We start from the raw sequence: 25,813 nt of genomic DNA on the forward strand, positions 1-25,813 counted from the left end.
GGCCCTTTTTTCATGCCGTCGCAGCACCCTTCAAATGACAATATTTCTCGTTTGGTACTAAATCGCACTTTCCCTCTTCGTCTCTGAACCAAAGGAATTTTTCCCTCGAAGACAAGGAGTCGGCTGCGATGTTCGCGCCCATCACCCGTTCCATGACCCTCACCCTGGGCTTGTGCAGTGCTGCATTGAGCCCCGATCTGCTGGCTGAAACCGAAGCCGAAAAACAGCCAGACACCGTCGCTCCGGCACTCGAACTGGCGTCCACCAGTGTCACGGCCCAGGGCTTGGGCAGCACGACTGAAGACACCGCTTCCTACACCACCGGCGCCATGAGCACGGCGACGCGGCTGAACCTCTCGATCAAGGAAACCCCGCAATCAGTGTCCGTGGTGACCCGCCAGCAGATGGATGACTTCAAGCTCGGTACATTGTCCGAAGCCATGAGCCAGACCACAGGCGTTGTGGTTCAGCATTACGACTCGGACCGGGTCAACTATTCGTCTCGCGGCTACTCGATCAACAACTTCCAGATCGACGGGATGCTCAACACCTTCAGCCGGATGAAGTCCGATTCCGACACGATCATTTATGACCGGATCGAAGTGGTACGCGGCGCCACCGGCCTGACCACCGGCGCAGGTGATCCTTCGGCCACCATCAACATGGTACGCAAGCGCCCGACCGCGCAATTGCAGGCTCTGGCTGGGGTCAGCGGCGGCAGCTACAACGATTACTACAGCTACGTGGACGTGGGTGGCCCGCTTGCCTTCGATGGCCGTTTGCGCGGGCGCAGCGTGCTGGCCTATCGCGACAGCCAGTCGTTTCGCGACCACTACGCGCTGCAACGGCAAGTCGGTTACGGCATCCTCGAAGGCGACCTGACGGAGTCGACCGTGTTGGCTGTCGGCTACGACTATCAGGACAAACAAGTGCAAGGCAGCTCCTGGGGCACCGTGCCGTACTGGAACGCCGACGGAGGCAAGGCGGGCCTCGGTCGCTCGACCAACATGGCGACTTCGTGGAGTTCCTGGCCGATCAAGGACAAAACCGCCTTCGCCACCGTAGACCAGGCACTGGCCGGCGGCTGGCATTTGAAAGCGGCCTACACCCATCGCCAGAGCGATACTGACGGCAAAGTCTATTACGGCGGCTCCGGGTTCCCTGCGGATGATCGCAGCGGGATGATGGCGTACTCGTCACACATGATCGGTACGCAGAAAATGAAGACCTATGACTTCAACGTGTCGGGGCCGTATGCGTTGTTCGGTCGCGAACACGAAATGATGTTCGGTTATGGCGAGGCTGAGCGCAGCGAGCGCTCCCCTTATACGATCGACGGCCCGGTGTCACCGGGTTACGGGCGGATTCGCGACTGGAAATACATGGGCGATATCACCAAATTCCCTGACACCGTCACCGGTTTGACCGGCTCAACCTCCAGCACCCGCCAGAAAGCCGGATACCTTGCCACTCGCCTGAGTTTCACCGATGACTTGCATGCGGTGCTCGGCAGCCGTTACGGCAGCTGGAAGGCGTCAAAAGCCGACAATACGTATGACGACAATCGGCAAGTGAGTGCGGTCGACGCCAGCCGCCAGCAACATAACGACATGTGGACCCCGTACGCGGGGCTGCTCTACGACTTGACGCCCGAGTACACCGTGTATGCCAGCTACACCGACATCTTCAATCCTCAGGAATACCGCGATGCCAATCGCAAATTCCTTGAGCCGGTGGTCGGCAGCAACTACGAAATAGGCCTCAAGGGCAGCCTGCTCGACGAGCGCCTGAACCTGGCCACGGCGGTGTTCTGGAGCAAGCAGGACAACGTCGCCGAACTCGACGATTCGGTCCCACCGGATCCGGTCACCGGCGAGGAGTTCTACAAAAGCGGCGGCAAGGGCAACAAGGTCAACGGGTTCGAGGCCGAAGTCTCGGGCGAAATCCAGGACGGCTGGAACCTGACTGCCGGCTACACCTACACCCACGCGCTCAACGGCGAGAAAAATCGCACCAACACCAACCAGCCGCTGAACATGCTCCGTCTCTCTACCGCGTATCGCTTGCCGGGCGACTGGAGCGCGCTGACCGTGGGCGGCGCGTTGAACTGGCAGAGTGACGTCTACGGCAACTCCAACCGTCCGGTCGGACGCGGTGCCAATGGCCGGGTCATCACCGAACGAACACGGATCAGTCAGGGCGCCTACTCGGTGATCAAGCTGATGTCGCGTTATGAATTCGACAAACACCTGTCGGCATCGCTGAACGTCGACAACCTGTTCGACAAGAAGTACTACGACAACGTCGGCTTCTACAACGGCGTGTTCTGGGGCGATCCGCGCACAGTGACGCTGAGCCTCGACTGGAAACTCTGACGCCCTTCCATGCGACCTGCACGCGTCAGCGGCGCGTGCAGCCTTCGTCCGCCCCCCCTGGAAACAATCGGTAAAAACTGCACGGAGCGCGCGTTAACCCTTGGTTAATGCCCTCGACGGACACTGCGCCCCGAGGTTCTGATTCATGGATGAACGGCTCCGATTTTTTTCGTAGGAGGCACCATGAAAACCACGACTGCAATCCTTGCCGGTCTACTCACACTTGCATCCGCCAGCGCTTTCGCCGAGGGCGGTGCCGAGCGGATGAGATACCACTGGGAAAACTTCCCGGTCCACACCGCCCAAAGCCAACAGACAGACACGAAAGCCAACGAGCTTCGCGTCCCGGACGACCAGACCGCGCAGGTCACCGAGCACTACCGTCCATGATCCAGACAGGTTTACCGATGGACCTGCGATAGCTCCGCTCTGGCTTCGCAGACGACAGTTGGGCGCCCTTTCGGGCGCCTTTTTTTATGCCTGCAATTCCTTGATCCAGAACAGCATGCGCCCGTGACTCGGATCGAACATGCCCGGCGCAAAACCGAATTTGGCGTAGGAACCCTGGGCCACAGCGTTGCCTTCAAGCACTTCCAGGGTGATCTTGCAGCAACCACGCTGACGGGCGATGTCCTCGACCTTGCGCAGCATTTTCTGGCTCAGCCCCAGGCCTCGAAACTTCGACACCACTGACACGTCATGCACGTTGACCAGCGGTTTGCAGGCAAAGGTCGAAAACCCTTCAAAGCAGTTGACCAGACCTGCCGGTTCGCCGCCGACAAAGGCCAGGACGCTGAACGCGTGAGGCCGCTTGGCCAGTTCTGCGGGCAGTTGCTGCAACAGTTCAGGGGCAATCGGATGGCCGCCGCCCATCGGGTCTTCGGCGTAATGATTGAGTACCACACCGATAGCCTCGGCATGCACCGGGTTGGTATAGCTGGCTTGAAGCACAAGAATATCTGCGGAATCCATTTCCTTCCTCGATCGCTCGGAGCCCCGGCGCGTTAGATACGCACTGATAGGCGCACCGACCTTAGCGCGAGGCACCCCCCGGCCACAACCCGGCCGTTTCAGTGGCCCCAGATCAGTTCTTCCGTCCAGCCCAGTTCGGCGAAATCCTCGGCCCGTAACCCGGACTCGCCGGCACAGAAGAACTCATCCAGTTGCGGCGGTTTCACCGGCGTGTCGCTGAGCATGGCGTGGACCTGGCCACGATGGTGGATCTGATGTTCGAACAGGTGCGAAATCATCCGCAGACGGCTGTCGTGCTGCGGTGTGTCGCGGGCGATGGTGACGATGCGGCCCAGATCGGCATCGCGCAGTTGCTCGCAATAAGCGATCAAGCGGCGGTCGACGTGCGCCTGCTCACGGCGCAAGGCCTGCGCTTCGGTGAACGGTTCGTCCACGTTGAAAAACACGTAGCAATCGGGATGCGGCTCATCACTGCGCAACTCACGCTCCAGCGCATCGACGTAGAACCCGTCGCAGGTGAGAATGTGATTGAGGATCAGGCGAATGCTCGGGAAAAAACTCACCCTGGGCGCCGCCAGCTGCACGTCGTCGAGTTGCAGCCATGCCTTGGCCAGTCGGTGATTGGCCCAGGCGTTCTGATAAGCCATGGACAGCAAGTGATGGGACAGTGGCTGAGTCATTTCGCGCCCTCCGTGCATCAGGTGTCGGCAAAGCGTTGCAGCTGCATCTCCTGCAAGCGGCTTAAGGTCCGGCGGAACGGGAATTCCAGATAGCCCTCGGTGTACAGCGCGTCCATCGGCACATCGGCCTCGATGTACAGCGGCACCTTGCGGTCGTAGCACTCGTCGACCAGCGCGATGAAGCGCCGTACGCCGTCATCGTGCACTGACAGTTGCGGCAACTCACGGTCGCCGGCCACCACACGCTCCGCTCCGTCCTCGGTGCCCCGGGCGATCCGCCCTTCACGCTTCTGCGCGCTCAGGTTCGGCACCTCGCTCAACAGAATAGCCCGGTAGGCGTCGCACAGCGCGATGAAGTCCATGGCCGCGAACGGTTGCTCGCAAAGGTCCGCGTAACGGCACCACAACACCGACTCGCTGGCCTTCACCACATTCAAGGCGCGGTAGCCGACCGGCACCGGTTCTGAGTTGGCGCCCTGCCCGGCCGCCAATGCGTCGAACACCTTGGCCAGTGCGCAACCCTGCTCCGGGACCGCCACCCAATAGCGTTGTTCGAGGGCACCCGGATGCAAACGATGGTCTTCGGCACCGTTCACCGCAACCACCTGCATATGCTGCTTGATCGCCGTGATCGCCGGCAGGAAGCGGTCGCGATTGAAGCCGTCGGCATACAGCTGATCCGGCGGCAGGTTGGAGGTGCAGACCACCACCACGCCTTCGTCGAACATCACCTGGAACAACCGGCCGAGGATGATCGCATCGCCGATGTCATTGACGAACAGTTCGTCGAAACACAGCACCCGTACTTCGGCCGCCAACTCCCTGGCCAGGGCCCGCAGCGGATCGGCAATACCGGTCAGTTGAAACGAGCGCTGGTGGACCCAGCCCATGAAGTGATGAAAGTGCTGACGCCGGGCCGGCACTCGCAGGCTTTGATGGAACTGGTCCATCAGCCAGGTCTTGCCGCGCCCGACCGGCCCCCACAGATAAACGCCGGTGACCGAACGGGCACCGGCGTGCAGGGCTTCATGGCATTTTTGCAACGCCCAGACCGCGTGCTCCTGGGCTTCATCCTGGATGAAGCCCTTGTGCTCGACGGCATGTTGCCAGGCGCTTAAGGGAGAGTCGAAAGTCATGCGCGGCAGTATGCCACGATGGCTACACGGAAATATCCAACCGTGCGATTTTGCCCTGCTCGTTGAGGCGAAAGGTGTAGCACAGTTCCAGCGGGCTGCCGGGAAACGTCCCGGAAATCAGCCCTTGCACCAGCACTTTGCCGGTTCGCTGCTGCACGCCCAGCACTTCGACCCGTGGCTGATAGCGGCGGGCGGTGTCTTGCATCCAGTGGGCGATAGCCTGAGCGCCGACCTGATGATGGCCTTCATCGAACACGTGGGCATCCTCGGCAAAATAACTGCCGACCCGGGACGTATCCCGAGCATTGGCGGCGTTGATGTACTCAACGATGGCCGGGGCGAGTATCGAGATGGGATGGAACATGAGTGCAGCTCCTTGTTTTCGGTTCTGTCGCCATCCTAGAACAGCCCTGCGTCAGTTTTCGTCAGGAGTGAAGCGCCCGCTTTCGTCCAGTTGCATCTGCCGCTGCCAGGTGCGCAGCAGGTCGCTGCGACGCCCCGGATAACGCTCGCCCTGCAGGCTGGCCGCAGAAATCCGGTCGGTTCGGAACGTGCGATATGCGCTGCGCAACTCGCACCACGCCACAATGATCCGCACCTCGTTGAGAAACCCCAGCGCCAAGGGCCAGATCAAGCGCTGGCTCGGCACCTGCTGTGCGTCGGCGTAATCGATGTGCAGCTTGGCCTGATCGCGGATCGCCTGACGGAACACATTCAACGGCACTGCGTTCTGCGGAAACCCGTAACCGGGCGGCCCGGGCATCACTGTCGGATTGCGCATCGCCTCCTGGGCCTGTGGATCCAGCACCGCCGCAATTTTTGCCAGAGCATCCGCTGCGGCTTTGCTCAGGACCTCGTCGCCGCGTTGATCGACATAGCGCAGTCCCAGGACGATGGCTTCGGTCTCGTCGGCGTTTAGCATCAGCGGCGGCAGAAACAGACCGCTGCGCAACACATAACCGATGCCCGCCTCGCCACGAATCGGCGCACCGAGCGCCGTCAATTCGGCGATGTCGCGATAGAGGGTGCGTTCGGAGATTTCCAGCTCGGAGGCCAACGTCGCGGCGGTCACCGGGCGTTTCTTGCCACGCAGCACTTGCAGCAGGGTCAATAGGCGAGTGGTTCGCGACACGATGTGAGGCTCTGGGCAGAAATTTGCCGGAGCTTAGCAGAGCCTGGTGTCAGAAATTGTCAGGAGCTTTCGACAGCCGAAAGCTCCCGATGAAGTCTCAAACGTCGACTTTGTGCCGGGCCGCGTACAGGCACAACATCTCCATGGCCAGGGTCGCCGCCGCCAGCGACGTCACGTCCGCGTGGTCATAGGCCGGGGCCACCTCCACCACGTCCATGCCCACCAGATTGATCCCGCGTAATCCGCCGAGGATCTCCAGCGCCTGCACCGTGCTCAACCCGCCGCAGACCGGCGTGCCGGTGCCCGGTGCGAAGGCCGGATCCAGGCAGTCGATGTCGAACGTCAGGTATACCGGGTTGTCCCCGACCCGCGCACGAATGGCCTCGACAATCGCTTCGCAGCCCCGGCGATGCACCTGCCGCGCGTCCAGCACCTGGAAGCCCTGATGATCGTCATTGGTGGTGCGCAAACCGATCTGCACCGAGCGCGCCGGATCCACCAGCCCTTCCCGCGCCGCGTGCCAGAACATGGTGCCGTGATCGACGCGTTTGCCGCCCTCGTCAGGCCAGGTGTCGCTGTGGGCGTCGAAGTGGATCAGCGACAGCGTGCCGTGCTTGCGCGCATGGGCCTTGAGCAGCGGGTAGCTGATGAAGTGATCGCCGCCGAACGTGAGCATCGCGCTGCCGGAATTCAGGATGTGCTCGGCGTGGGCCTCGATGCTCTCCGGAATGGTGTGCGGCGAGCCGTAATCGAAGTCGCAGTCGCCGTAGTCGATTACTGCGAGGTGATCGAACGGATCGAACGCCCACGGCCAGTGACGTTCCCAGGCGATCCCGGTGGACGCCGCACGAATCCCCCGAGGCCCGAAACGCGCGCCCGGACGGTTGCTGGTGGCGGTGTCGAACGGCACGCCGCTGACCGCCACGTCCACGCCGCGCAAGTCGCGGCTGTAGCGCCGGCGCATGAAACTGGTGATCCCGGCGTAGGTGCTTTCGGCAGCGGTGCCGTAGAGGCTGTCACGGGTCAGAGCCTGATCGTTCTGCATTGGCACGTCCATCGGTGTGCTCCTTTGGTTTTTATCCAGCGTTATTGATGGCTACGGAAAGTGGTCCACAAGCGCGTGCGCTGACGCATGTCCTTGAGGCTCATGCTGCGGTCGGCGTACAAGCGCTCGCGCACTTCGGGTTTCGGGTAGATGTCCGGGTCATTGCGCACCGCTTCGTCCACCAGCGGCGTGGCAGCCTGGTTGGCGGTGGCGAAGAACAGCGTATTGGTCAACGCTGCTACGGATTCGGGGCGCAACATGAACTCGATGAAGGTGCGTGCGGCCTCCGGGTGCGGCGCGTCTTTGGGGATGGCGAGGTTGTCCTGCCACACCAGCGTGCCTTCTTTCGGGATTCGGTAGGCCACTTCAAACGGCTTGTTGGCCTTGCGTGCCTGATCGGCAGCCATGCTTGCGTCACCGTTGTAGGTCAGCGCCAGGCACACGCTGCCGTTGGCCAGATCACTGATCTGCCGGCCCGTGGCGACGTAAAGCACCGAGGGTTGCAACTTCTGCAACAGGGCCTCAGCGGCGGCCAGATCGTTCTTGTCGGTGCTGTAGGGATCCTTGCCGAGGTAGTGCAGCGCCAGGCCGATCACTTCCTGCGGCGAATCGAGAATGGCGATCCCGCAATCCTTGAGCTTGCTGGCGTATTCGGGCTTGAACAGCAGATCGAGGCTGTTGAGGGGCACATCCGGCAGCCGCTGCTTGACCGCTTCGACGTTCATGCCCAGGCCGAGCGTGCCCCAGGTGTAAGGCACGCCGTAACGGTTGCCGGGATCGACTGCTGCCAGTTTCTCCAGCAGGTCCGGATCCAGATTGGCGTAACCCTTGAGCCCGTCGTGAGGGATTTCCTTCAACGCGCCGGCGGCCAAGCCTCGGGCCAGCACGCTGGACGACGGCACCACCACGTCGTAGCCGCTGCCGCCGGTAAGCAGCTTGGTCTCCAGCACCTCGGAGGTATCGAAGGTGTCGTAGCGCACATGAATGCCGGTTTCCTTTTCGAAGCGCTGCAAGGTTTCAGGCGCCACGTAATCGGCCCAGCTGTAGAGGTTGAGCGTCTTGTCCTCGGCCTGGGCGGCGATGGAGACAGAGAGCAACAGCGCGGGTAAACACAGCTTGAACAAGGGAGCCATGACGAAACACCTGACCGGAGGAAGTGGTTGCAGGATGCGCCGTCGGATACATTGGAGAAATATCAAGTTTGTTAACCTGACTTTATGCCGGAGTAATGTGATGCTCGGTCAGCTCCACGATGTCGATTTGCAACTCCTGCGCCTGTTTCTCGGGGTGGTCGAATCCAACGGTTTCAGCGCCGCCCAAGGCGAATTGGGCTTGAGCCAGTCGAGCATCAGCCAGCAAATGGCCAAGCTGGAAACCCGTCTCGGCTATCGGGTTTGCAACCGTGGCAAGGGCGGTTTCAGCCTGACGCCCAAGGGCGAACAACTGCTGATTGCCGCGCGCAGCCTGTTCGATTCGATTGAAACCTTCCGCCATCAATCCAACGGCGTCGCCGGGCGCTTGATCGGCGAGGTGCGTCTGGGCCTGTCGGAGGCGGTCGATCAATCGGTGCTGCAACGGGTGGCAGAGGCGATCCGGCGGTTTCGCGAGCGGGACGAATCGGTGCGCATCGAACTGATCAGCGCCATGCCCGGCGAAATGGAGCGTCTACTGTTGCAACAGCGGCTGGACCTGGCCATCGGTTATTTCTCCCAGGTGCAGAGCGCGTTCGACTACCGCGAACTGTTCAGCGAAACCCAGCATTTGTACTGCGCCCCCGGCCATCCGCTGTTCACCGACGATGCCCCCGATGACGCAGCCTTGCTGGCCTGTGACCGGGTCGATCACCCGTATCGGTTCCTGCGCAGTGACGAGCCGTTTCAGGGCAAGGTCTGTTCGGCGCGCTCTGAACAGGTCGAAGGCACCCTCGCCTTCATTCTGTCCGGCAAACACGTCGGTTATCTGCCCAACCATTACGCACGCCAATGGCAGGACAAAGGTCTATTGAGACCAGTGCGCGAGGGTGAGTTGAGCTTTGAAGTGGCGTTCCATCTGGCCCGCCATCGGGCGCAGGTGCCGGGGGATGCGCAAAAGGCGTTTGAGGAAGATCTACTGTCAGCCTTTGGTCGAACCTGACCTTTTGGGCAGTTTTAATGCGTTGCCCTCGCTCCCCGCTTGCGGCATCCTGCGCACCCATTTTCCGACCCGGCCCCGCATTGCGGCACGCAAACCACCATGACCGTCTCTGAAAAAGCCCCGCGCAACAACGATCTCATCTACGGTCTCAACGACCGTCCGCACTTCACCGCCACGGTGTTTGCCGCGCTGCAACACGTGCTGGCCAGCTTCGTCGGCATCATCACCCCGACCCTGATCATGGGCGGCGCCCTCGGCCTGCAAAGCGAAATCCCTTACCTGATCAGCATGGCGCTGTTCGTCTCCGGCCTCGGCACGTTCGTCCAGGCCAAGCGTTTCGGCCCGGTCGGTTCGGGACTGCTGTGCCTGCAAGGCACCAGTTTTTCCTTTATCAGCGTGATTCTCAGCGCCGGTTTCATGGTCAAGGCCCGGGGCGGCGGCACCGACGAAATCCTGTCGACGATCTTCGGCGTGTGCTTCTTTGCAGCGTTCATCGAAGTGGTGTTGAGCCAGTTCATCGGCAAGTTGCGCATGCTGATCACCCCGGTGGTGACCGGCACCATCATCACGCTGATGGGCCTGTCGCTGATCAAAGTGGCGATGACCGACATTGCCGGCGGCTTCGGCGCGGCGGATCTGGGCGCGGCCAGCCATGTGTTCCTGGCGGCGCTGGTGCTGGGCACTATCGTGGTGCTGAACCGGGTCGACGTACCGTTCCTGCGCCTGGGCGCGATTGTCATCGGCCTGACCCTCGGCTACGTGGTGGCGTGGCTGATGGGCACCGTGGATTTCGCCAACTTGCCCGAAGTGCCAGTGTTCAGCGTGCCGGTGCCGTTCAAGTACGGCTTCAACTTCGACTGGGTGGCGTTCGTGCCGGTGGCAGTGATTTTCCTGGTGTCGCCGCTCGAAGCTGCCGGTGACCTGACCGCCAACTCGATGATTTCCCGGCAACCGGTGAAAGGCCCGCTGTACATCCGCCGGATCAAGTCCGGGCTGCTCGCCGACGGCCTCAACTCGGCCATGGCCGCGGTGTTCAACAGCATGCCGATGGTGACCTTCGCCCAGAACAACGGGGTGATTCAACTCACCGGCGTGGCCAGCCGTTACGTAGCGTTCTTCATTGCCGGTCTGTTGGTACTGCTGGGTCTGTTCCCGATGATCGGCGCCGTGCTGCAACTGATGCCGAAACCGGTGCTCGGCGGCGCGGAGCTGGTGATGTTCGGCACTGTCGCCGTGGCCGGGATCAAGATCCTTGCCGAGGCCGGCCTGCATCGGCGCAACATGCTGATCGTGGCGATTTCCCTCGGCATGGGCCTGGGCATTGCCGCCGTGCCGGAAGTGCTGCGTGAACTGCCGCAGGCGCTGCGCAATATTTTCGAATCGCCGATCACCGTGGGTGCGCTGTGTGCGATCGTGCTGAACATCTTCCTGCCGGAAGAATTCATCGAGCTGGAAGAAGATGACTTCGACCCGGAAGCCTCTATCCTTCAGGTCATGGAAAACCCGGACGTGCCGGCCAAAGGTGAACCTGCATCAAAGGCCGCTGTCGCACAGTTGACCCGTTGATCCTGTCCGCTCGATGAAAAAAGGGCTGATACCGGCAACGGTTCAGCCCTTTTTCAATGAGAGAGCATCAATGCGCCGCATCCAAGCCGTCCTCCTGTCCCTGCTTCTGCTCTCCCTCAGCGCCTGCGCGCTGTTTCCCAACCGCGACCCGGTGAACATCAACGTGGTCGGCGTCGAACCGCTGCCGAGCCAGGATCTGGAAGTGCGCTTCGCCATCAAGCTGCGGGTACAGAACCCCAATGAAACCGCCATCGACTACAACGGCATCGCGCTGGATCTTGACGTGAACGGGCATTCCTTCGCGTCCGGTGTCAGCGATCAAAGCGGTTCCATTCCACGGTTCTCCGAAGCCATCGTCAGCGTCCCGGTGAGCATTTCGGCGTTCTCGGTGCTGCGCCAGACGCTCGGCCTGAGTCAGACCCAGACCCTCGACAATCTGCCCTACGTGCTGCGCGGCAAACTGGCGGGCGGTGTGTTTGGCACCATGCGTTTTGTCGACAGCGGCAAGCTCAGTCTGCCCAAGGCCAGTGCCGCAACCTGGTAAAGATGCGGTAGCCTGCACGGCTCACTGACAGAAACAGGGAAGCCGCAGGTTTATGGAAGACACCCCCACGTTGTACACCGAACGGCTGATCTTGCGTCCGCTGGAGCTGGCGGACGCAGAGGCCATCCAGCAGCAGTTTGCGCACTGGGAAGTAGTGCGTTATCTGAACGCCTTCGTGCCCTGGCCTTATCCGGTCGACGGCGCCCTCACCTACCTGCGTGACATTGCGCTGCCTGCTGTTGCGGCGGGCAACGAGTGGCACTGGACGATCCGTCTCAAGTCGGCACCGGAGCAATTGATCGGCAACATCAGCCTGATGATCGGGCCGGACGACAACCGTGGTTTCTGGCTCGCCCCGGCCTGGCAGGGCCAGGGTTTGATGACCGAAGCCAGCGAAGTCGTCACCCAGTACTGGTTCGAAACCCTCGATCAATCGGTGTTGCGCGCGCCGAAAGCCGCACCGAACCTTGGCTCGCGAAAGCTCTCGGAGCGCACCGGCATGCGGCTGATCCGCACGGATGAGGACAACTTCGTCGGCGGACGTTTCCCGCGGGAAATCTGGGAAATCACCCGTGAAGAATGGCGGCGTCGACAGTCCGTCAAACCGTGAATCGCACGCCCGGTTTCTCCCGCTCGTCCACGCTCAACTCGAACACATCCGGCCGTGCATAGTGGCCGACCACGTCGTAGTCGTAGCGGGCGCGCACCAGTTCTTCGGTATCGATCTCGGCGGTGAGCAGCCCGGCCTCGCCGCGCAACGGCCCGGCCAACACATCACCCATCGGCCCGACGATCACGCTGCCACCGGCAATCAGCGGTCGATCCCCCGGCCAGTTGGCGATCTCCACACCCAGTTCATTCGGCGAGGCCTGCACCTGACAGGCGCTGACCACAAAGCAGCGCCCTTCATGGGCAATGTGGCGCATGCTCACCTGCCACATCTCGCGCTCATCCACGGTCGGCGCGCACCAGACTTCGATACCCTTGGCGTACATCGCCGTGCGCAGCAGCGGCATCATGTTTTCCCAGCAGATCACCGCACCGAGCTTCCCGACCTGAGTGTCGAGCACCGGCAGTGTCGAGCCGTCGCCCTTGCCCCAGATCAGCCGCTCGGTGCCGGTGGGCATCAGTTTGCGGTGCTTGGCCACCAAGCCCGCCTGCGGGTCGAAATACAGCGCCGTGCAATGCAAAGTGCTGCCGGCCCGTTCGATCACGCCGATCACCAGGTGGGCGCCAGAGCGCGCCGACAACCCGGTCAGTGCTTCGGTTTCTGCGCCTGGCACGTCGATGGCGTTGGCGAAGTAACGGGCGTAGGCCTCGCGCCCTTCCGGCAGGCGATAACCCAGTTGCGTGCCGAAGCCCTCGCCTTTCGGATAACCGCCAAGCAACGCTTCGGGCATCACCACCAGCGAGGCGCCGGATTCGATGATGGCGGCTTCCCAGCTCAGGATCTGTTCCAGTGTTTCAGCTTTGCCGCCGGGCAAGGCGCCGATCTGCAGTGCGGCAACGATTGATTTGGGCATGGCGGTCACTCCGTGAAGTTCAGGTGTTGCTCATTCTCCGGCGCCACGTGATCATGAATAAAGCCCGACTCACTGCTGAATGATATGAACACAATGAATATCGCAACTGTCGATCTCAACCTGCTGAAAGTCTTCGAAGCGCTGCATGAAGAGTCCAGCGCCAGCCGTGCAGCGTTGCGGCTGGGCGTGACGCAATCGGCGGTCAGTGCGGCGTTGCGCCGGTTACGCGAGGTGTACGGGGATCAATTGTTCGTGCGCACCGGCCGGGGTCTGGCGCCGACCCTCAAGGCCAATCAGTTGAAACCGGTGGTCAGCGATGCGCTGAACAAGTGTCGCCAAAGCCTGGCGATGGTCGACCCGACCGCCAACCATTACGAGGGCCGCTCGGTCACTGTGGGGTTGTCAGATGATTTCGAGATTGCTTACGGGCGACGCCTGATCGAGGAAATCGAACGACGTGCGCCGAAACTGCGCCTGATCTTCCGCCAGACCCACAGCCAGATCGTCGCCCGGGCCCTGATGGAGCGCAGCATCGACCTGGCGATCACCGCAGGTGGATTCGCCGAGCGGCTGCTCAGCCGTCAGGTGCTGGGTGAAGGGGGTTACGCGTGTCTTGTTGATCCGGCGAGCCTTGCGCCCGGCCAGCACCAGATCGGTCTGGAGGAGTTTGTCTCCCGCGAGCACATTCTGGTGTCGTCGGGTGGCTTTATCGGGATCACCGATGAAGGCTTGGCGGCGCTGGGGCTGTCTCGCCGGGTCTGCGCCTCGACCACGCATTTTGCGGCATTGCCGCATCTGCTCAAGGGCAGCGCCGGCGTGGCGACCATTCCCACCCATGCGGCGCAGGCGATTGCATCTCTGAGCGGGCTGTCACTGCTGCCCTGCCCGCTGGCGCTGCCGCGTTATCCGGTTGAGTTGGGCTGGCGCACCAGCACTCAGATCGACCCGGTGGTATTGAAAGTTCGCGAAGCGATTGTCGCCAGTTTCAGCACCGAATGATTACTTGTTGGCAGCCATCAGCCGGTTGACTTCACTGCGCACCATGTTGGCGAACTCCGGCGGCGACATACCGTCCAGTTCGGCGCGCACAAATTCGGCCCATTTACCCTTGCGCTTGGAGCGCTCGCCGAACAATCGCGCGGCTTCGCCCTTGGCTTTACCCAGATTGTTCTGCCAGAGTTCGAACAGTCGGGATTTCTCGTCTTCCAGCGCAGCGCGCTCTGCGAGGGGTTTGTCGGCCAGATTGAAACTCATGGGGAATTACCTGCTGCATGAAATGGCGACATCTTACACGCTGGACGGAAATCTCCGGCGCAGGTTTTTCTTCCTGACAGAAATTCACTGCAACTTTTCAAGCAGCGCCACACTCCATTGTTCACTGTCCATTCAACTGCAAGGAGTCACCCAATGGCCCGCAAAAGCGCCGTTCAAGCCGCTGAAGACCAAATCAAGGATCAAGCGTTCAGCGAACTTCAGGCTCTGATCGAAGAGTCGGACAAACTGCTAAAAAGCAGTGCCTCACTGGTCGGTGAAGAAGCGGAGACCCTGCGCGGACAAATCGCCCTGAAATTGCAACAGGCGCTGGATTCGGTATCCAGCGTGCGTGACCGCACCAAACCGGCGGTGGACGCCACCGAAAGCTACATCGGCGGGCACCCGTGGCAGACCGTGGCGATTTCGGCCGGTTTTGGCCTGGTGGTCGGTCTGTTGCTCGGCCGCCGCTGAACCCGGTGAAAAAAAGGCGAGCCCTTAGGCTCGCCTTTTTCATGTCCGGCAAAACGTCATTCGCCCGCCAGTTCACGCAACTGCGCCAGGGTCTGCCCATCCAGCACAATGCCCTCGGCCAGTGATTTGGCCCGCTGCAAATGCCGCCGATCACCCGGCAAACGCTTGAGCCCAACCCCGTGCATCTGCCTGACCAGTTCCTGGCTGCGTTCGGCGAAGCTCTGTCCGGCGGTCTTGCTCGGGTCGATCACGATCAACAACTGACCAGTCCACGGGGTCTTGGCCCCCGGATGGTTCTTCCAGTCGAATTCAAACGAGAAATTGCCACCGGTCAGCGCGGCGGCGAGCAGCTCCACCATCATCGACAGCGCCGAACCCTTGTGTCCGCCAAACGGCAGCAACGCGCCGCCTTCAAGAATCGCCTTCGGATCACAGGTCGGCTGGCCGAGGCTGTCCACGCCCATGCCTGCCGGCAACTTCTCGCCTTTGCGTGCGGCAATCTGTACGTCGCCATGGGCAATGGCGCTGGTAGCCAGGTCAAATACGATCGGCGCACCGCCGGCCCGTGGCGCGGCGAAGGCGATCGGGTTGGTGCCGAACAATGGCCGGTCGGCGCCGTGCGGCACTACGCAAGTCATGCTGTTGACCACGCTCAAGGCCACCAGTCCTTCGTCGGCGAAAGGCTCGACGTCGGGCCACAGCGCTGCGAAGTGATGGGAATTACGGATCGCCAATATCGCGATCCCGGCACTGCGGGTCTTTTCCACCAGCAGTGGACGCGCCGCCGCCAGCGCAGGTTGGGCAAAGCCGTTGCCGGCATCGACGCTGACAAATCCTGATGCCACGTCCTCGACCTTCGGCACGGCCTGGCCATTGACCCATCCGCTGTTGAGGGTCGAGACATAACCGGGAATCCGGAAGACGCCATGGCTGTGGGCGCCGTCCCGCTCGGCATTGGCGCAATTGGCGGCCAGCGTTCTGGCGACTTCGGCCGAGGTGCCGTGACGGGTGAAAATCGTTTCCAGCAATTGAGTCAGCTCGTCCAGGGACACCGTGGACGAGACCGCATGATCGTGTGGCGCAGACATCTGAAGCTCCAGAATAATTATTGGAGGGAACAACAGCGTACGAACAAACCGCACTCCGATTAACCACGCCAGACCGGCCGCGTGTCAACCCTGCGCGGGTGGCAGAGGCACAACCGCGTCGCTGCAGTGCGGTATCTATGCAATGCCAGCCATCCGCCTCTCCTTCCTAGTCTTCGGTTCCGATTTACCGACTCATTCAACAGCCTTCATTCGAGACCCGCCGATGTCCACGCTACCTGCACCGCTGCTGTTCCCAGAAGTTTTCGACGCTCCTGGCTTATGGGCCACCCTGGGAAAAAACCATGGTTTGACGCAAGAGGACTTTCGCTGGCTGGCCCAGGTAAAACTGAGCTCCAGCAAACTGCGCCAACAGCAAGACCCGCCGATGTACGCCGAACGAATTCTGCTCAAGGTCATCGATCTGCCGGCAATCGCCCTGCCCGGCGGCTTCATGCTCAGCATCACACCCGATGACGAAAAAAGTGTGATGCTCTACACCCCCTATGAGGGCCTGAGAAAATGCGACAGTCGCTCGTCCTTGAAATCGGAGCTCGAGGAGCGCCTGAACGACCCCGAGCAACAGGAAGATCTGTTGGCGTTTCTGGGCTTTCCGCAGCGTAAGTCTTTGCAAGAAGGTGGCAGGATTTCGCTTGCGTTCTCATTCATCGACGGCGTCGTATTCGATGAGCTCGGCGAGGCGATCGCGCGGGCCCACTTCTTGAACGCACGGGTTCTGCATGAAGAGCTCAGACAATTGCCACCCCTTGCCGAAGTGCTCGGAGCGATACTGGAAGAACTGCTCAAACCGCACTTCGGGGCGCTGTCGCAGGCCCGTACACGCGTCACCTCATACACCCGTGTCGACAACAGCGATTCCACAGGCGGCAGTGACAAGCACTGGCTCGGCTCGATGAGCCTGAGTGAAGCGGTGTTGCTGCATTATCGCTATCAGAGCTGGCCACTTGGCCAGTTACAGGAGTACTCCAACCCCGACAGGACGCCCCAGGCTGATGATCAGAAACACTGGGCCAACGCTGTCACGACTGCTTCGAACAGGTTGACCACCTTGTTGTTTCAACAACTGGAACACTATTGGCAAGCGCCTTCGGCCGAGGGACCGACACGCCGCGCGCTCTTCAGTCAGGTTCTGGAGGAGCAGGCGCGCGCCGAACTGATGCTGAAACGAGAGTCCGGCATCGTTGATGCCAGGCAGTTCGACACGTTGCACCAGATGTTTCGACCGGCTACCACTGCGGTACGCCTACCGATCTATGAAACTGTACGACTGTGGGAGCATCAGGCCAATTATGTCGAGTTGGCAGGTTCGCTGATGATCAGCGAGACCAGCGCGTTCCTCTATACGCCCGCCCAAGGTCTACAGGTGCTCAAGGATTACGACGATCTCAAGGACACATTGCGCACCAAGTTCCTGGCGCGCGGGCATGAAGATGAGCTGTACGCCCTTTTGAGTCTTGAGGAGCGCAGCCGTTTTCTGGGATTCCATGAACCGCAAGTGTCGGGCGAAAGGGTTGCCGGCGAGCTCTTCAAGAGCCTGTTCGAGGCGATCATCACCAAACAGCGACAAAACATCGAATATGCGCTGCAGGTGTTTCGTCACAGTGATGGCTCGGTCAACCTGGATGCATTGTTCGACAAGGCACTGGATATCCGCTCGATGCTTCATGAACGGTTGACCAGGCTCGATGACGACGGACGCTGGAGTACACGTCCAGTGCTCGCCGGCAGCCTCGCGCCCTCAATGGTTCAAGCGGGCAAGGCCGCTGCGGCCATCAAGACTTTAGCTGCAATCCAGGCGCCTCTCGTCGATGCCCTGAAAGCGCAACCCATGACGAACGCGGCCTTGCAACGAGCCTATCTGGAAAACCTGAAACCGAGCCTGGCCCATGCATGGTTTGCCGGTGTCAATGCGGAAGCCAAGTTGCGCTTGATGAGTCGGTCAATCCATCACGCGCAACAGGCGATCGTCAACACGGTGCTCGACGCCAGCTCCCCGACCCGCGTGGAGCGAACCCCACTCAATGGTTTTCGGCCCGATGTTTATGCACTCAGTCTGGAATGCCCCGGCCAGGCTGCCCCTTTGCCGCTGGCTCATTGCGTACTGATGACCGAACGCGGCGGCATCGACCCACAGCATTCCGGACAAGCCATTACCTGGACCCCTGCTTTCGGCCTGGAGATATTCGAGAATGTCACCAGCGCCAGGCGGGCAATGAATTCGCGTCTGGCAGACAAGATCCAGCGTCTGGCGTTACTGGAAAATCTTTCACCGAACCGGTACCCGTTTCATCAACGTTGTGAGCTGGGCCCACTCAGGCCGATTCAAGGCAACGTTTTGCAGGATCAGGCGCATTCGGCGATCGAACACTTCATGAGTCGTTGCGAGCAGGTTCGCTTGCGTATCGAAGATCCGATAGCCCAACGAAAAAACCTCAATGCCTTGAATTTTTCAGCACTTTTTTACCAATTGCCTCTGGCATCCAACCAGGCCCAGGCCATCCGACAGCAACAGATACTGCCGGCCTGGCTGGGCAAGGCACCGCTCAGGGAACAGCAGCTGCATATCGAGCTGCTGGAACAGTGGCGCCAAAGCGTCGATGACAACAAGGATTACCTCGCCGACGTGCCACCGTTGGCGGACTATATCGCGCAGAGATTGAAATCACTGATCGATACCCGATTTCCCGACAGCAGGCTCGCCCCCCATCAAATCGTCATCACGCCCAATCTCGTTCTGGCGGGCAAAGCTTGCAGCCTGGTCGACTTTGCCTTGAATCATATCGGCGCACCCCAGGGAATCAGCTTCAAAGTGACTTCAACATCAACCCGTGGGTTGCCGGAAGGGCTGGATCAAAGTGCCGTCGTTCAATTGCTGTCTTCACTGGATATTCCTGCGTACGCGCAACAAGTGATGGATGCGATATCCGGTCCCGACGCGAAGGATGAAACAGCCAAAGAGCGATTTCTGCGCCAGGTCCCCTGGCAACTGTTGCAACATGCCCACGCGCTAAAACTCCAACAGCAATTGTCCGAGACCGCATTCGGCTACATTCGCCAGGTGCTCGACATGCCGGATGCCATCGCCCGAGCCGACGTCAAAGGGGCTCATGCCATTGCTTCACCGTTGTCGCTCATCAAGACTATCGGCGGCGCGGCCACGAATGCACTGGGGCTCTATATTTTCGGCCCAGGGACTGGCCACAAAGGCCCCCAGGTTCTTTATTCGCCTTACGGTTCACCGGCATTCAGCGAGTTTGAAAGCGAAAGCGCCTTGATCGCGGCTTTGAATGTACCCGGGCGTTTGCAGGATCTGATGCTGCGACGCCTGCCGGAAAACCAGCGAGAGATTTTTCGCAGCCTGTTGGAGTCAACCCTGGGCGAAACCAGTGAAATGACGCTGAACATCAACGCTATCGCGGGCAACTTTCTGGAGCGTTTGTTCAGCGACAATCTGAGCCTGCTGAAACAGTTTCTGGGCTCCCGGACGCAGAACGATGGACAATCCGACTGGGAGACAGCGAAAAATCTGTTCAATGCAGAGCTCAAGCCGGTCTCCGATCTGTTGCAGGGGAAAGTGGAATTCATTCCTTTGCTCTGGGATGCCTATGAGGACTTCAAGGACTCTGCCGAGGCGCTGCAGGATCATCATTGGAAGGTCGCCCTCAAGGCATTTATCGACGGCGCAGCGCAGATGGTGCAAGTTGCCCTGCTTGCGCAAATGTCAGGTGAAAACACGACTGCCGCTGTGACACTGGTAGAAGAAGCGGTTGCACCTGAACGGGATGATATTGAACTGACGTCGCCCTATCGCACCACATTGCAGTCGTTTGAAGCGAGATCTGTAGCCCTCACCGACCTGACCCGTCATCCAGAAGACGGGATTTACTACCAGCCCTCTACCCATCGCACTTACGCACCCGTTGCCGGCAAGGTGTATCGAGTCACAAAAAACGGCGATGGCTGGAGACTCAAGAATGAGCGCACCCTGGGCCCGGCGCTTTCCCAAAGTGGCTCAGTCCAGGTGCTGGAGCCGAATCAGATCATTCATTTCGGCAAGGCCTTGTCGAAGTTGCATTCGCGCCGGGTTTACGCGCGCATGCGCCAGACGATGATCAACATCGAAGCGAGGGGCATGGACGAGATCCGCCGCAAATACCCGGAAAGAGCCCGCGTGCTGGTTCAGGCCATCGATCTGGCGCGTTTTTATGCCTTCAATTGCCTGCACAATCTCGCATTGGTCAATGGCGGGGCACCACGCGGTCGTGTTCACCTGTTTCTGGAGGACTTGTTTGATGTCGACTCGGTCAGCTCCGTGCTCCTGAAAAAGATCGGTACGGCGATTTTTCCGCTGTGCAAGGCGCTGGTGGATCCGAGCGATGATTTGATGAATACCGACCGGTTCGTCGTGGGTTCCAATCGTTTCTTCGACGACGTCATCGCCTTTGTGCTGGAAGGTGACAACCAACAGATTGTGCACTTCACCGAACACTTCTTCGATCAGCAGCTGGACGAGTTCATTCCGCACATCTCCGCAGCCTTCGACATTGATGGGCACGCCCAGGCCTCATCGATCATTCACGAGTTTGCCCATCAGTTCAGCAAGGCGGTGGATATCGTGACGATTCGTGCAAGAGAGCCTTTTACGGATCTGATATCGCCTGACTCACCACAAGGACTGCTCCTGCAAAACCGACTAGAGGATGAGCAACGAATGGCCCTGTCACTCCAGACGCCGCGAGCTGAGCTGTTTTCTACCTGGAGCACGACTCTGAACCGCTGGATCGGTTTCGATGCCGATCCCTTCATGAAAACAGTAGCTGATCAAATTCTGAAAACGACCGGAGCCAGAAGCCTGGCCGAAGCGCGCAGCGCCTTTTGCGACCGGGTATCTCCGGATACCAGGATTGACGTTATCTTGTTGAACGCCGACTCCATCGCGCGTCTGATCTGCGAAATCGGCCGGCAGCTGGATCCCGCGCCAACGAACTGAAGCGACAATGCACAGACTACCGAGCTGTGCATTGCCTGACCCATCAGTCGAACTGACGGCTGTGTTCGGCCCAACTGATCGCACATCACATTGCCTGAAGCGCCATCGAGGCGGCACAGCCTTTCTTGATCAATTTTTCACTCCATTTGTGGATAGTGTTCAGAAGACGTCCCTTTTTTGGGGCGCCGGAGAAAAAAAATATGTTTCACTTTGATGGGTAATTGCCATGACGTTGTTCTCGGCACCTTCCCCACAAGGTTAGAATGCAGCAAATCAGGACGAGTCAATGACCCAGAACACGCTCTCGGAAGCCGAATACGATGCGATCACCGATGCCGCCGCGCATTGGTGCATGCGCCTGCATGCCGTCGACTGCACCGCCGAGGAACGGCTGGCGTTCGAGCAATGGCGCAATGCGCACCCGCTTCATGCGTTCGAATACGAGGCGATGCTGGAAATCTGGGATGTCGCCGAACACCTGCCGCGCCCGGAGCCGGCGGTGGTCGTACCGATCAGGCAGCCGGGCCGGAGCTGGCGCCAATACGCGGTAGCGGCCTCCATCTGCGCGCTGGCGCTGCCACTGGCGGCGTGGACCGGCTGGAACCTGGGCTGGCTGCCCAACAGCTATCAGCATTTCGCGGCCACCGACAATGTCCGCCACGTCACTCTGGGCGATGGAAGTCAGGTCGAACTCAACCTCAATACCGATCTGACCTTCAGCAATTACAAGGACGAGCGCCGTGTCACCCTGAAAAGGGGTGAGGCCTTTTTCGAAGTCAGCCATGACCTGAACCATCCGTTTATCGTCAGGGCTGGCGAAGGCAAGATTCGCGTCACCGGCACCCGTTTCAACGTCTGGATGTATGAAGACCAGGTGAAGGTGAACCTGGTCGAGGGTTCCGTGCTGGTCACCAGCAACACTCAATTGTCCGGCGATGGTCTGCGCCTTGGGCCCTCGATGCAGGCGCGCTACAAACACGGCGACTACATGCCGCAAATCAGCCAGACCTACGCCAACGACACTTCGCTGGCCTGGCGCAGCGGCAAATTGATTCTCGACAACCTGGCGTTGAATGAAGCCCTGCCGCTGATCAACCGTTATCTGGACAAACCGTTGATGCTGGCCGATAGCGCCACGGGGTCGATCCGGGTCGGCGGCGTCTACAACATCAAGGAGCTGAACAGCTTCGCCAGTTTGATACCCAGAGCCCTGCCGGTGTACATCACCCGCAACAAGGACGGCAATCCGGTGATCAACCCGATGCCGCAGCAACCCCCAAAAAGCTGAAGGCCGCCCTTTGCGAGGGCGGCCTTCAGCGTTCGTTGCGATATCCTGGCGAATGATTACTGCGCCGCCACTTTCCCCGTTTTATCCAGATCCTCACGCACGCTTTGCACCTGATACTGCGGATCAGCCTTGATCTGCTGTTCGGTGAATGGCAATGCGCTCCACTGTTTCTTCGAGAAGGCCTCGGTCTGATCCCGCGAGTACTTCGACGCCGGATCACTGGACAGCGAGAACGCGAGCAACCCTTGAGCGTGCGGCCCCTTGTCGTCAAACGTCACGACTTGCAGGTAACTGGTGCCACTGACCACTTCCAGCTTGCCGTCTTCACGCGGCACGCTCTGAATCGCGTTGTAGATGCCCAGCGTGCCTGGCCCGCCATGGATCGGCGTCTGCTGACCGCCACTGCTGACCACCTGGACATCGCCCCAACGGGTTTGCGCAGTCAGGCCCATTTTGCTGGCCGACTCGGCTGACGCCAGCATCGCTTCGCGCAGAGCCTTGGCCACTTCGGGCTTTTCAGTCGCCAGCCCGCGCGGGGTGTGCTGTGCGTCTTTCGGGTCGAACGCCACACGCCAGACATCCGGCGACTCCTGCAAGGCTTGCATGATGTTCTGGAAATGCACCAACCCCATTCCCGAGTCCAGATTCGCCCGACCGTCCCATGCCTTGAGACCGCTGCACACCGATTTCAACGCGGCCTCGGCGCCGGTTGGCGATGCACAGAACGTCAGCAGATCCGGCAGTGCCTGACTGGCCAGAAACACTTGATCGTCCATCACCATGTGTTGCAGATCCTGCACCGACACCGAACCTTTTTTGCTCAGGTTTGCCAGGCGATCCAGTGCGAAACGCGAGCGCAGCCCCAGCGGCTGGCCTTCCTGACTGATCAGCGGCGAGAAACCGGTCAGCGGTTGTGCCGGGTTGGCCAGCCACGCCGAATCGTTGGAGTGCTGGACAAAATCCTTGCGCGACAGTTGCGGCAATTGGCTGGATGCGTAGATGCCTTTTTGCGCGGCTTGCGGATCGATGTCCCAGGCGCAGGCGCTGTTGGAGCCGTCGAGCACGATCATTTTCAGACCGATACGCGGATCACTGCACTTGGCCAGTTTGTCGGCACTGACGTTCGGCACCACCGACAGGTTCATGTACAGCGTCTGACCCTTGTCATCCACCGCCAGGGTGTTGACCCACGGGATGCCCTGGATCTTGTGCACCGAATCCTGCAGATCCTTGAGGTTGTCGGCACGGTTCATCGCATACCACTGAGTCAACACCCGGTCGTTGTCGAGGTTGGCATCGCGCAAGCTGTAGGCGTACTGATTGTTCCAGTCGAGCTTGCCCGGCCACTGCACGATCGGGCCGAACTGCGAACTGTAGATCTCGCGCGATACCGGCGTCACCTGCCCGTCCGCCTGCTTGACCTGCACTGTCACCGTTTGCCTGTTCAACGGCAGCGATTTGCCATCGAGCAGGTAGCGGGTCGGGTCTTTCGGATCGAGTTGCAGGCGATACAGGGTGAAATGCTTGGACGAGTCAACCGTGTGGGTCCAGGCCAGGTGCTGGTTGAAACCGATGTTGATCATCGGCAGGCCCGGCAGCGCTGCGCCCATCACATCCAGTTTGCCGGGAATGGTCAGGTGCATCTGATAGAAACGCATGCCGCCGACCCACGGAAAATGCGGGTTTGCCAGCAACATTCCACGGCCGTTGAAGGAACGCTCGCTGCCCACGGCCACCGCGTTGCTGCCACGGTCCAGAGCGAAGCGTTGCAGGCGCGTGGCGGCCAGGTCATAAGCGCGGGCATGGCTTTCGTTTTGCGCAGTGACTTGTGGCGGCGTGGCGCCGACCAGTGCCTCGGCAAACTGACCGACACCGCCCTCGACCAGCAACCGACGCGTCAGTTTCACCAGGTCTTCGGCTGCGATATCGCGCACCCATTCACCCTGGCACTGTTGCGGCAGCCCTTGCTGGCGTCGTTCGGCCAGATAACGGTTGTAACCAGCGGCATAACCCTGCACCAGATCACGGACTTCGACCGGCTGCGCCTGCCAGAAGGCATTCACCGCTTGCGGGGTGTTGAGCCATTGGAAGAACACATCACTGACACGGTTTTCGCGTTCTTCGACGGTGAGCTGATCCGGTCCGAAGTAACGCGACCGCTCGCCGTTGACCGTCACGATTTCATTGGCCAGCAGACACAAATTGTCCTGCGCATAAGCGTAACCGATGCCGAACCCGAGGCCGCGTTCGTTTTCCGCGCGGATATGCGGCACGCCAAACCCCGTGCGACGGATGTCGGCCCCGGCCTGGGTGGAAGGACTGAACGCATGCGCCGACAGACTCAGCCCGAGAAACATGCCGGCTAGGGTCAGTCCGGTTAACTGCCTGGAAATAATCACGCTCGCTCCTGATCGAAATACCCGAGAGCGGACCCGTGCGTCACATTCGAATACGTCGTGCGCTACGGCCCCGCCCTGAAATCACCCACGCGTCCACGCGCAATGAGCCTTTCCAGAAAACGAAGCCGGGAAAAAAAATTTAGTCTGTCGCAAGCCCGTTTCGGGCCCGGATCACGGAGAAAAGACGAATCAACGACAAATTTTCTACATTTTTCACTTCATGATTTGTCGGGCTGATACGTCTTGTTTAGAGAGAGCACCCGTAACCCTTCCTGATCAGGCTCTGAAAAGGAGTAATCGCATGTACAACCCGCAACTACCATCGGACGGTAGCCAGGCACCACAAGGAGCTTCCATGGGTTCGCACGCTGGCGTATTCGGACAAAGGGCCGAGCGCCACGGCAATGAACGTATTCGCCTGTTGCTCAAGAGTTTCGGCCTGCGCACCAGCCTGATTCGCCTGAAAGTCATCGACGCCCTGCTGGTCGCCGCCCAGAGCGAGCGCAGCCTGGGTGTACGTGGTGTCCACAGCCAATTGCTGGACCTGGGCATTCCGCTGTCTTTTCTCAGCGTGCGCGAAGTGTTGAAGCGCCTGTGCGCCGAAGGCGTGATCACCTTCAACGCCGACAAGAGCTACAGCCTGCATCCACAGGCTGCCGCTGTCCTCAATAGCGATTGAATCGCTTCTGGAGCGCCGTCAGGGTTTGACCTTGCGGCGCATCACCCCGTTGATCACCACCACGACCACCGCCACGCCAATGGCGATGTACTGGAACACTTTTTGGCTGATCATCCCGGCGTTCTGCATCCAGGACAGGCCGAACATGATCGCCAGTACGGTGAGGGCGATCAGAATCGAGTATTTCAAACGTTGCGACTGGGTCATTGCGGATTCCTGTAACTTTGAAATGTATCGGGTTTGTATCGGCTTTCATGCCATGGGCATACCGTGTCACGGGGATGCGACGCTGCAAACGGGGTCTCATGTTACAGCCGATGAAGAGCTTTGGCTCCATGCGGCGTTAACCATGAGGACTTTTGAAATGCTGCGTCGAATCACTTGGCTGATTCCTGTATTGGCGCTGCTCACCCTGAGCGGCTGTATCATTTTCCCCCACGGCGGCTGGCATGGCGACCATCGCTATTATGGCGCGCCCGGCCCAGGCTACTACCAACATCGGTAAGGCTGACATTTGAAC

24 protein-coding genes are annotated in these 25,813 nt (G+C 60.1%); 12 read left to right on the forward strand and 12 right to left on the reverse strand.

The window, feature by feature from the left end:
• The first annotated feature begins 128 nt into the window (after positions 1-128).
• Positions 129-2,375 (forward strand): TonB-dependent siderophore receptor, encoded by a 2,247-nt coding sequence (locus JJN09_RS06330; protein WP_249486312.1) that lies wholly within the window; start codon positions 129-131, stop codon positions 2,373-2,375.
• 183 nt (positions 2,376-2,558) lie between these two features.
• Complete coding sequence (locus tag JJN09_RS06335) at positions 2,559-2,765, forward strand: hypothetical protein (protein ID WP_249486313.1); 207 nt, start codon at positions 2,559-2,561, stop codon at positions 2,763-2,765.
• An 84-nt stretch (positions 2,766-2,849) separates the two neighbouring features.
• Here the strand turns inward: JJN09_RS06335 and JJN09_RS06340 are convergent, their stop codons facing one another.
• The 7 genes from JJN09_RS06340 to JJN09_RS06370 form a co-directional block, all read right to left on the reverse strand.
• Positions 2,850-3,347, reverse strand: coding sequence for a GNAT family N-acetyltransferase (locus JJN09_RS06340; RefSeq protein WP_249486315.1), 498 nt, complete (start codon positions 3,345-3,347; stop codon positions 2,850-2,852).
• A 98-nt stretch (positions 3,348-3,445) separates the two neighbouring features.
• Positions 3,446-4,027, reverse strand: a complete 582-nt coding sequence (locus JJN09_RS06345; RefSeq protein WP_249486316.1) for a DinB family protein — start codon at positions 4,025-4,027, stop codon at positions 3,446-3,448.
• Between the two features lie 17 nt (positions 4,028-4,044).
• Positions 4,045-5,163: a cell division protein ZapE gene (zapE, locus tag JJN09_RS06350; protein ID WP_249486317.1), complete on the reverse strand. Its 1,119-nt coding sequence runs from the start codon at positions 5,161-5,163 to the stop codon at positions 4,045-4,047.
• A 22-nt stretch (positions 5,164-5,185) separates the two neighbouring features.
• Positions 5,186-5,527, reverse strand: coding sequence for a nuclear transport factor 2 family protein (locus tag JJN09_RS06355; protein ID WP_249486318.1), 342 nt, complete (start codon positions 5,525-5,527; stop codon positions 5,186-5,188).
• 51 nt (positions 5,528-5,578) lie between these two features.
• Positions 5,579-6,295, reverse strand: a complete 717-nt coding sequence (locus tag JJN09_RS06360) for a YafY family protein (protein ID WP_249486319.1) — start codon at positions 6,293-6,295, stop codon at positions 5,579-5,581.
• 97 nt (positions 6,296-6,392) lie between these two features.
• The gene (gene speB, locus JJN09_RS06365) at positions 6,393-7,352 is read right to left on the reverse strand and encodes an agmatinase (RefSeq protein ID WP_249486321.1); all 960 of its coding nucleotides are present in this window, start codon (positions 7,350-7,352) and stop codon (positions 6,393-6,395) included.
• A 29-nt stretch (positions 7,353-7,381) separates the two neighbouring features.
• The gene (locus JJN09_RS06370; RefSeq protein WP_249486323.1) at positions 7,382-8,473 is read right to left on the reverse strand and encodes a polyamine ABC transporter substrate-binding protein; all 1,092 of its coding nucleotides are present in this window, start codon (positions 8,471-8,473) and stop codon (positions 7,382-7,384) included.
• Between the two features lie 100 nt (positions 8,474-8,573).
• Between JJN09_RS06370 and JJN09_RS06375 the strand changes: the two genes are divergently transcribed.
• The 4 genes from JJN09_RS06375 (at position 8,574) to JJN09_RS06390 (ending at position 12,193) form a co-directional block, all read left to right on the forward strand.
• Positions 8,574-9,473: a LysR family transcriptional regulator gene (locus tag JJN09_RS06375; protein WP_249486324.1), complete on the forward strand. Its 900-nt coding sequence runs from the start codon at positions 8,574-8,576 to the stop codon at positions 9,471-9,473.
• A gap of 99 nt (positions 9,474-9,572) precedes the next feature.
• Positions 9,573-11,039 (forward strand): nucleobase:cation symporter-2 family protein, encoded by a 1,467-nt coding sequence (locus JJN09_RS06380; protein WP_249486325.1) that lies wholly within the window; start codon positions 9,573-9,575, stop codon positions 11,037-11,039.
• Between the two features lie 70 nt (positions 11,040-11,109).
• Positions 11,110-11,583 (forward strand): LEA type 2 family protein, encoded by a 474-nt coding sequence (locus JJN09_RS06385; RefSeq protein ID WP_249486326.1) that lies wholly within the window; start codon positions 11,110-11,112, stop codon positions 11,581-11,583.
• Between the two features lie 52 nt (positions 11,584-11,635).
• Positions 11,636-12,193 (forward strand): GNAT family N-acetyltransferase, encoded by a 558-nt coding sequence (locus JJN09_RS06390; protein WP_249486327.1) that lies wholly within the window; start codon positions 11,636-11,638, stop codon positions 12,191-12,193.
• Here the strand turns inward: JJN09_RS06390 and JJN09_RS06395 are convergent.
• Positions 12,183-13,106, reverse strand: coding sequence for a carbon-nitrogen hydrolase family protein (locus JJN09_RS06395; RefSeq protein ID WP_249486328.1), 924 nt, complete (start codon positions 13,104-13,106; stop codon positions 12,183-12,185). The genes JJN09_RS06390 and JJN09_RS06395 overlap by 11 nt on opposite strands.
• 84 nt (positions 13,107-13,190) lie before the next feature.
• On the opposite strand from JJN09_RS06395, the gene JJN09_RS06400 reads away from it, so the two are divergent.
• On the forward strand, positions 13,191-14,105 hold the full coding sequence (locus JJN09_RS06400; protein ID WP_249486329.1) for a LysR family transcriptional regulator: 915 nt from the start codon (positions 13,191-13,193) through the stop codon (positions 14,103-14,105).
• Here the strand turns inward: JJN09_RS06400 and JJN09_RS06405 are convergent, their stop codons facing one another.
• Complete coding sequence (locus JJN09_RS06405) at positions 14,106-14,360, reverse strand: hypothetical protein (RefSeq protein WP_249486330.1); 255 nt, start codon at positions 14,358-14,360, stop codon at positions 14,106-14,108.
• Positions 14,361-14,513: 153 nt separating this feature from the next.
• On the opposite strand from JJN09_RS06405, the gene JJN09_RS06410 reads away from it, so the two are divergent.
• Positions 14,514-14,831, forward strand: coding sequence for a YqjD family protein (locus JJN09_RS06410; protein ID WP_016982860.1), 318 nt, complete (start codon positions 14,514-14,516; stop codon positions 14,829-14,831).
• A gap of 56 nt (positions 14,832-14,887) precedes the next feature.
• On the opposite strand, the gene JJN09_RS06415 is transcribed toward JJN09_RS06410, so the two are convergent.
• Positions 14,888-15,919: an Ldh family oxidoreductase gene (locus JJN09_RS06415; RefSeq protein ID WP_249486331.1), complete on the reverse strand. Its 1,032-nt coding sequence runs from the start codon at positions 15,917-15,919 to the stop codon at positions 14,888-14,890.
• A gap of 142 nt (positions 15,920-16,061) precedes the next feature.
• Here JJN09_RS06415 and JJN09_RS06420 point away from each other — a divergent pair, with 142 nt between their 5' ends.
• Positions 16,062-20,927 (forward strand): DUF6543 domain-containing protein, encoded by a 4,866-nt coding sequence (locus JJN09_RS06420; protein WP_368388976.1) that lies wholly within the window; start codon positions 16,062-16,064, stop codon positions 20,925-20,927.
• A 286-nt stretch (positions 20,928-21,213) separates the two neighbouring features.
• A complete protein-coding gene (locus tag JJN09_RS06425; protein WP_249486332.1) occupies positions 21,214-22,215 on the forward strand; it encodes a FecR family protein in 1,002 nt (333 codons plus the stop codon).
• Positions 22,216-22,271: 56 nt separating this feature from the next.
• Here JJN09_RS06425 and JJN09_RS06430 read toward each other — a convergent pair whose 3' ends face one another.
• Complete coding sequence (locus tag JJN09_RS06430) at positions 22,272-24,614, reverse strand: acylase (protein WP_249486333.1); 2,343 nt, start codon at positions 24,612-24,614, stop codon at positions 22,272-22,274.
• A gap of 301 nt (positions 24,615-24,915) precedes the next feature.
• Here JJN09_RS06430 and JJN09_RS06435 point away from each other — a divergent pair, with 301 nt between their 5' ends.
• Entirely contained in the window at positions 24,916-25,293 is a 378-nt protein-coding gene (locus tag JJN09_RS06435) for a fe2+ zn2+ uptake regulation protein (protein ID WP_249486334.1), read from the forward strand.
• Positions 25,294-25,311: 18 nt separating this feature from the next.
• Here the strand turns inward: JJN09_RS06435 and JJN09_RS06440 are convergent, their stop codons facing one another.
• Positions 25,312-25,500: a hypothetical protein gene (locus JJN09_RS06440; RefSeq protein ID WP_249486335.1), complete on the reverse strand. Its 189-nt coding sequence runs from the start codon at positions 25,498-25,500 to the stop codon at positions 25,312-25,314.
• Positions 25,501-25,657: 157 nt separating this feature from the next.
• On the opposite strand from JJN09_RS06440, the gene JJN09_RS06445 reads away from it, so the two are divergent.
• Positions 25,658-25,798: a hypothetical protein gene (locus JJN09_RS06445; protein WP_170929569.1), complete on the forward strand. Its 141-nt coding sequence runs from the start codon at positions 25,658-25,660 to the stop codon at positions 25,796-25,798.
• The last annotated feature ends 15 nt before the right edge of the window (positions 25,799-25,813 follow it).

It is taken from the genome of Pseudomonas sp. HS6, from assembly GCF_023375815.1.
Classification (GTDB): domain Bacteria; phylum Pseudomonadota; class Gammaproteobacteria; order Pseudomonadales; family Pseudomonadaceae; genus Aquipseudomonas.

Bases quoted from the DNA above. Each gene is read 5' to 3' on its own strand.
- zapE (WP_249486317.1), bottom strand. From the start codon at position 5,163: ATGACTTTCGACTCTCCCTTAAGCGCCTGGCAACATGCCGTCGAGCAC.
- JJN09_RS06370 (WP_249486323.1), bottom strand. From the start codon at position 8,473: ATGGCTCCCTTGTTCAAGCTGTGTTTACCCGCGCTGTTGCTCTCTGTC.
- JJN09_RS06390 (WP_249486327.1), top strand. From the start codon at position 11,636: ATGGAAGACACCCCCACGTTGTACACCGAACGGCTGATCTTGCGTCCG.
- JJN09_RS06405 (WP_249486330.1), bottom strand. From the start codon at position 14,360: ATGAGTTTCAATCTGGCCGACAAACCCCTCGCAGAGCGCGCTGCGCTG.
- JJN09_RS06330 (WP_249486312.1), top strand. From the start codon at position 129: ATGTTCGCGCCCATCACCCGTTCCATGACCCTCACCCTGGGCTTGTGC.
- JJN09_RS06435 (WP_249486334.1), top strand. From the start codon at position 24,916: ATGTACAACCCGCAACTACCATCGGACGGTAGCCAGGCACCACAAGGA.
- JJN09_RS06375 (WP_249486324.1), top strand. From the start codon at position 8,574: ATGCTCGGTCAGCTCCACGATGTCGATTTGCAACTCCTGCGCCTGTTT.
- JJN09_RS06395 (WP_249486328.1), bottom strand. From the start codon at position 13,106: ATGCCCAAATCAATCGTTGCCGCACTGCAGATCGGCGCCTTGCCCGGC.
- JJN09_RS06335 (WP_249486313.1), top strand. From the start codon at position 2,559: ATGAAAACCACGACTGCAATCCTTGCCGGTCTACTCACACTTGCATCC.
- JJN09_RS06380 (WP_249486325.1), top strand. From the start codon at position 9,573: ATGACCGTCTCTGAAAAAGCCCCGCGCAACAACGATCTCATCTACGGT.
- JJN09_RS06440 (WP_249486335.1), bottom strand. From the start codon at position 25,500: ATGACCCAGTCGCAACGTTTGAAATACTCGATTCTGATCGCCCTCACC.
- JJN09_RS06410 (WP_016982860.1), top strand. From the start codon at position 14,514: ATGGCCCGCAAAAGCGCCGTTCAAGCCGCTGAAGACCAAATCAAGGAT.
- JJN09_RS06425 (WP_249486332.1), top strand. From the start codon at position 21,214: ATGACCCAGAACACGCTCTCGGAAGCCGAATACGATGCGATCACCGAT.
- JJN09_RS06340 (WP_249486315.1), bottom strand. From the start codon at position 3,347: ATGGATTCCGCAGATATTCTTGTGCTTCAAGCCAGCTATACCAACCCG.
- JJN09_RS06415 (WP_249486331.1), bottom strand. From the start codon at position 15,919: ATGTCTGCGCCACACGATCATGCGGTCTCGTCCACGGTGTCCCTGGAC.
- JJN09_RS06400 (WP_249486329.1), top strand. From the start codon at position 13,191: ATGAACACAATGAATATCGCAACTGTCGATCTCAACCTGCTGAAAGTC.
- JJN09_RS06385 (WP_249486326.1), top strand. From the start codon at position 11,110: ATGCGCCGCATCCAAGCCGTCCTCCTGTCCCTGCTTCTGCTCTCCCTC.
- speB (WP_249486321.1), bottom strand. From the start codon at position 7,352: ATGGACGTGCCAATGCAGAACGATCAGGCTCTGACCCGTGACAGCCTC.
- JJN09_RS06420 (WP_368388976.1), top strand. From the start codon at position 16,062: ATGCCAGCCATCCGCCTCTCCTTCCTAGTCTTCGGTTCCGATTTACCG.
- JJN09_RS06445 (WP_170929569.1), top strand. From the start codon at position 25,658: ATGCTGCGTCGAATCACTTGGCTGATTCCTGTATTGGCGCTGCTCACC.
- JJN09_RS06355 (WP_249486318.1), bottom strand. From the start codon at position 5,527: ATGTTCCATCCCATCTCGATACTCGCCCCGGCCATCGTTGAGTACATC.
- JJN09_RS06345 (WP_249486316.1), bottom strand. From the start codon at position 4,027: ATGACTCAGCCACTGTCCCATCACTTGCTGTCCATGGCTTATCAGAAC.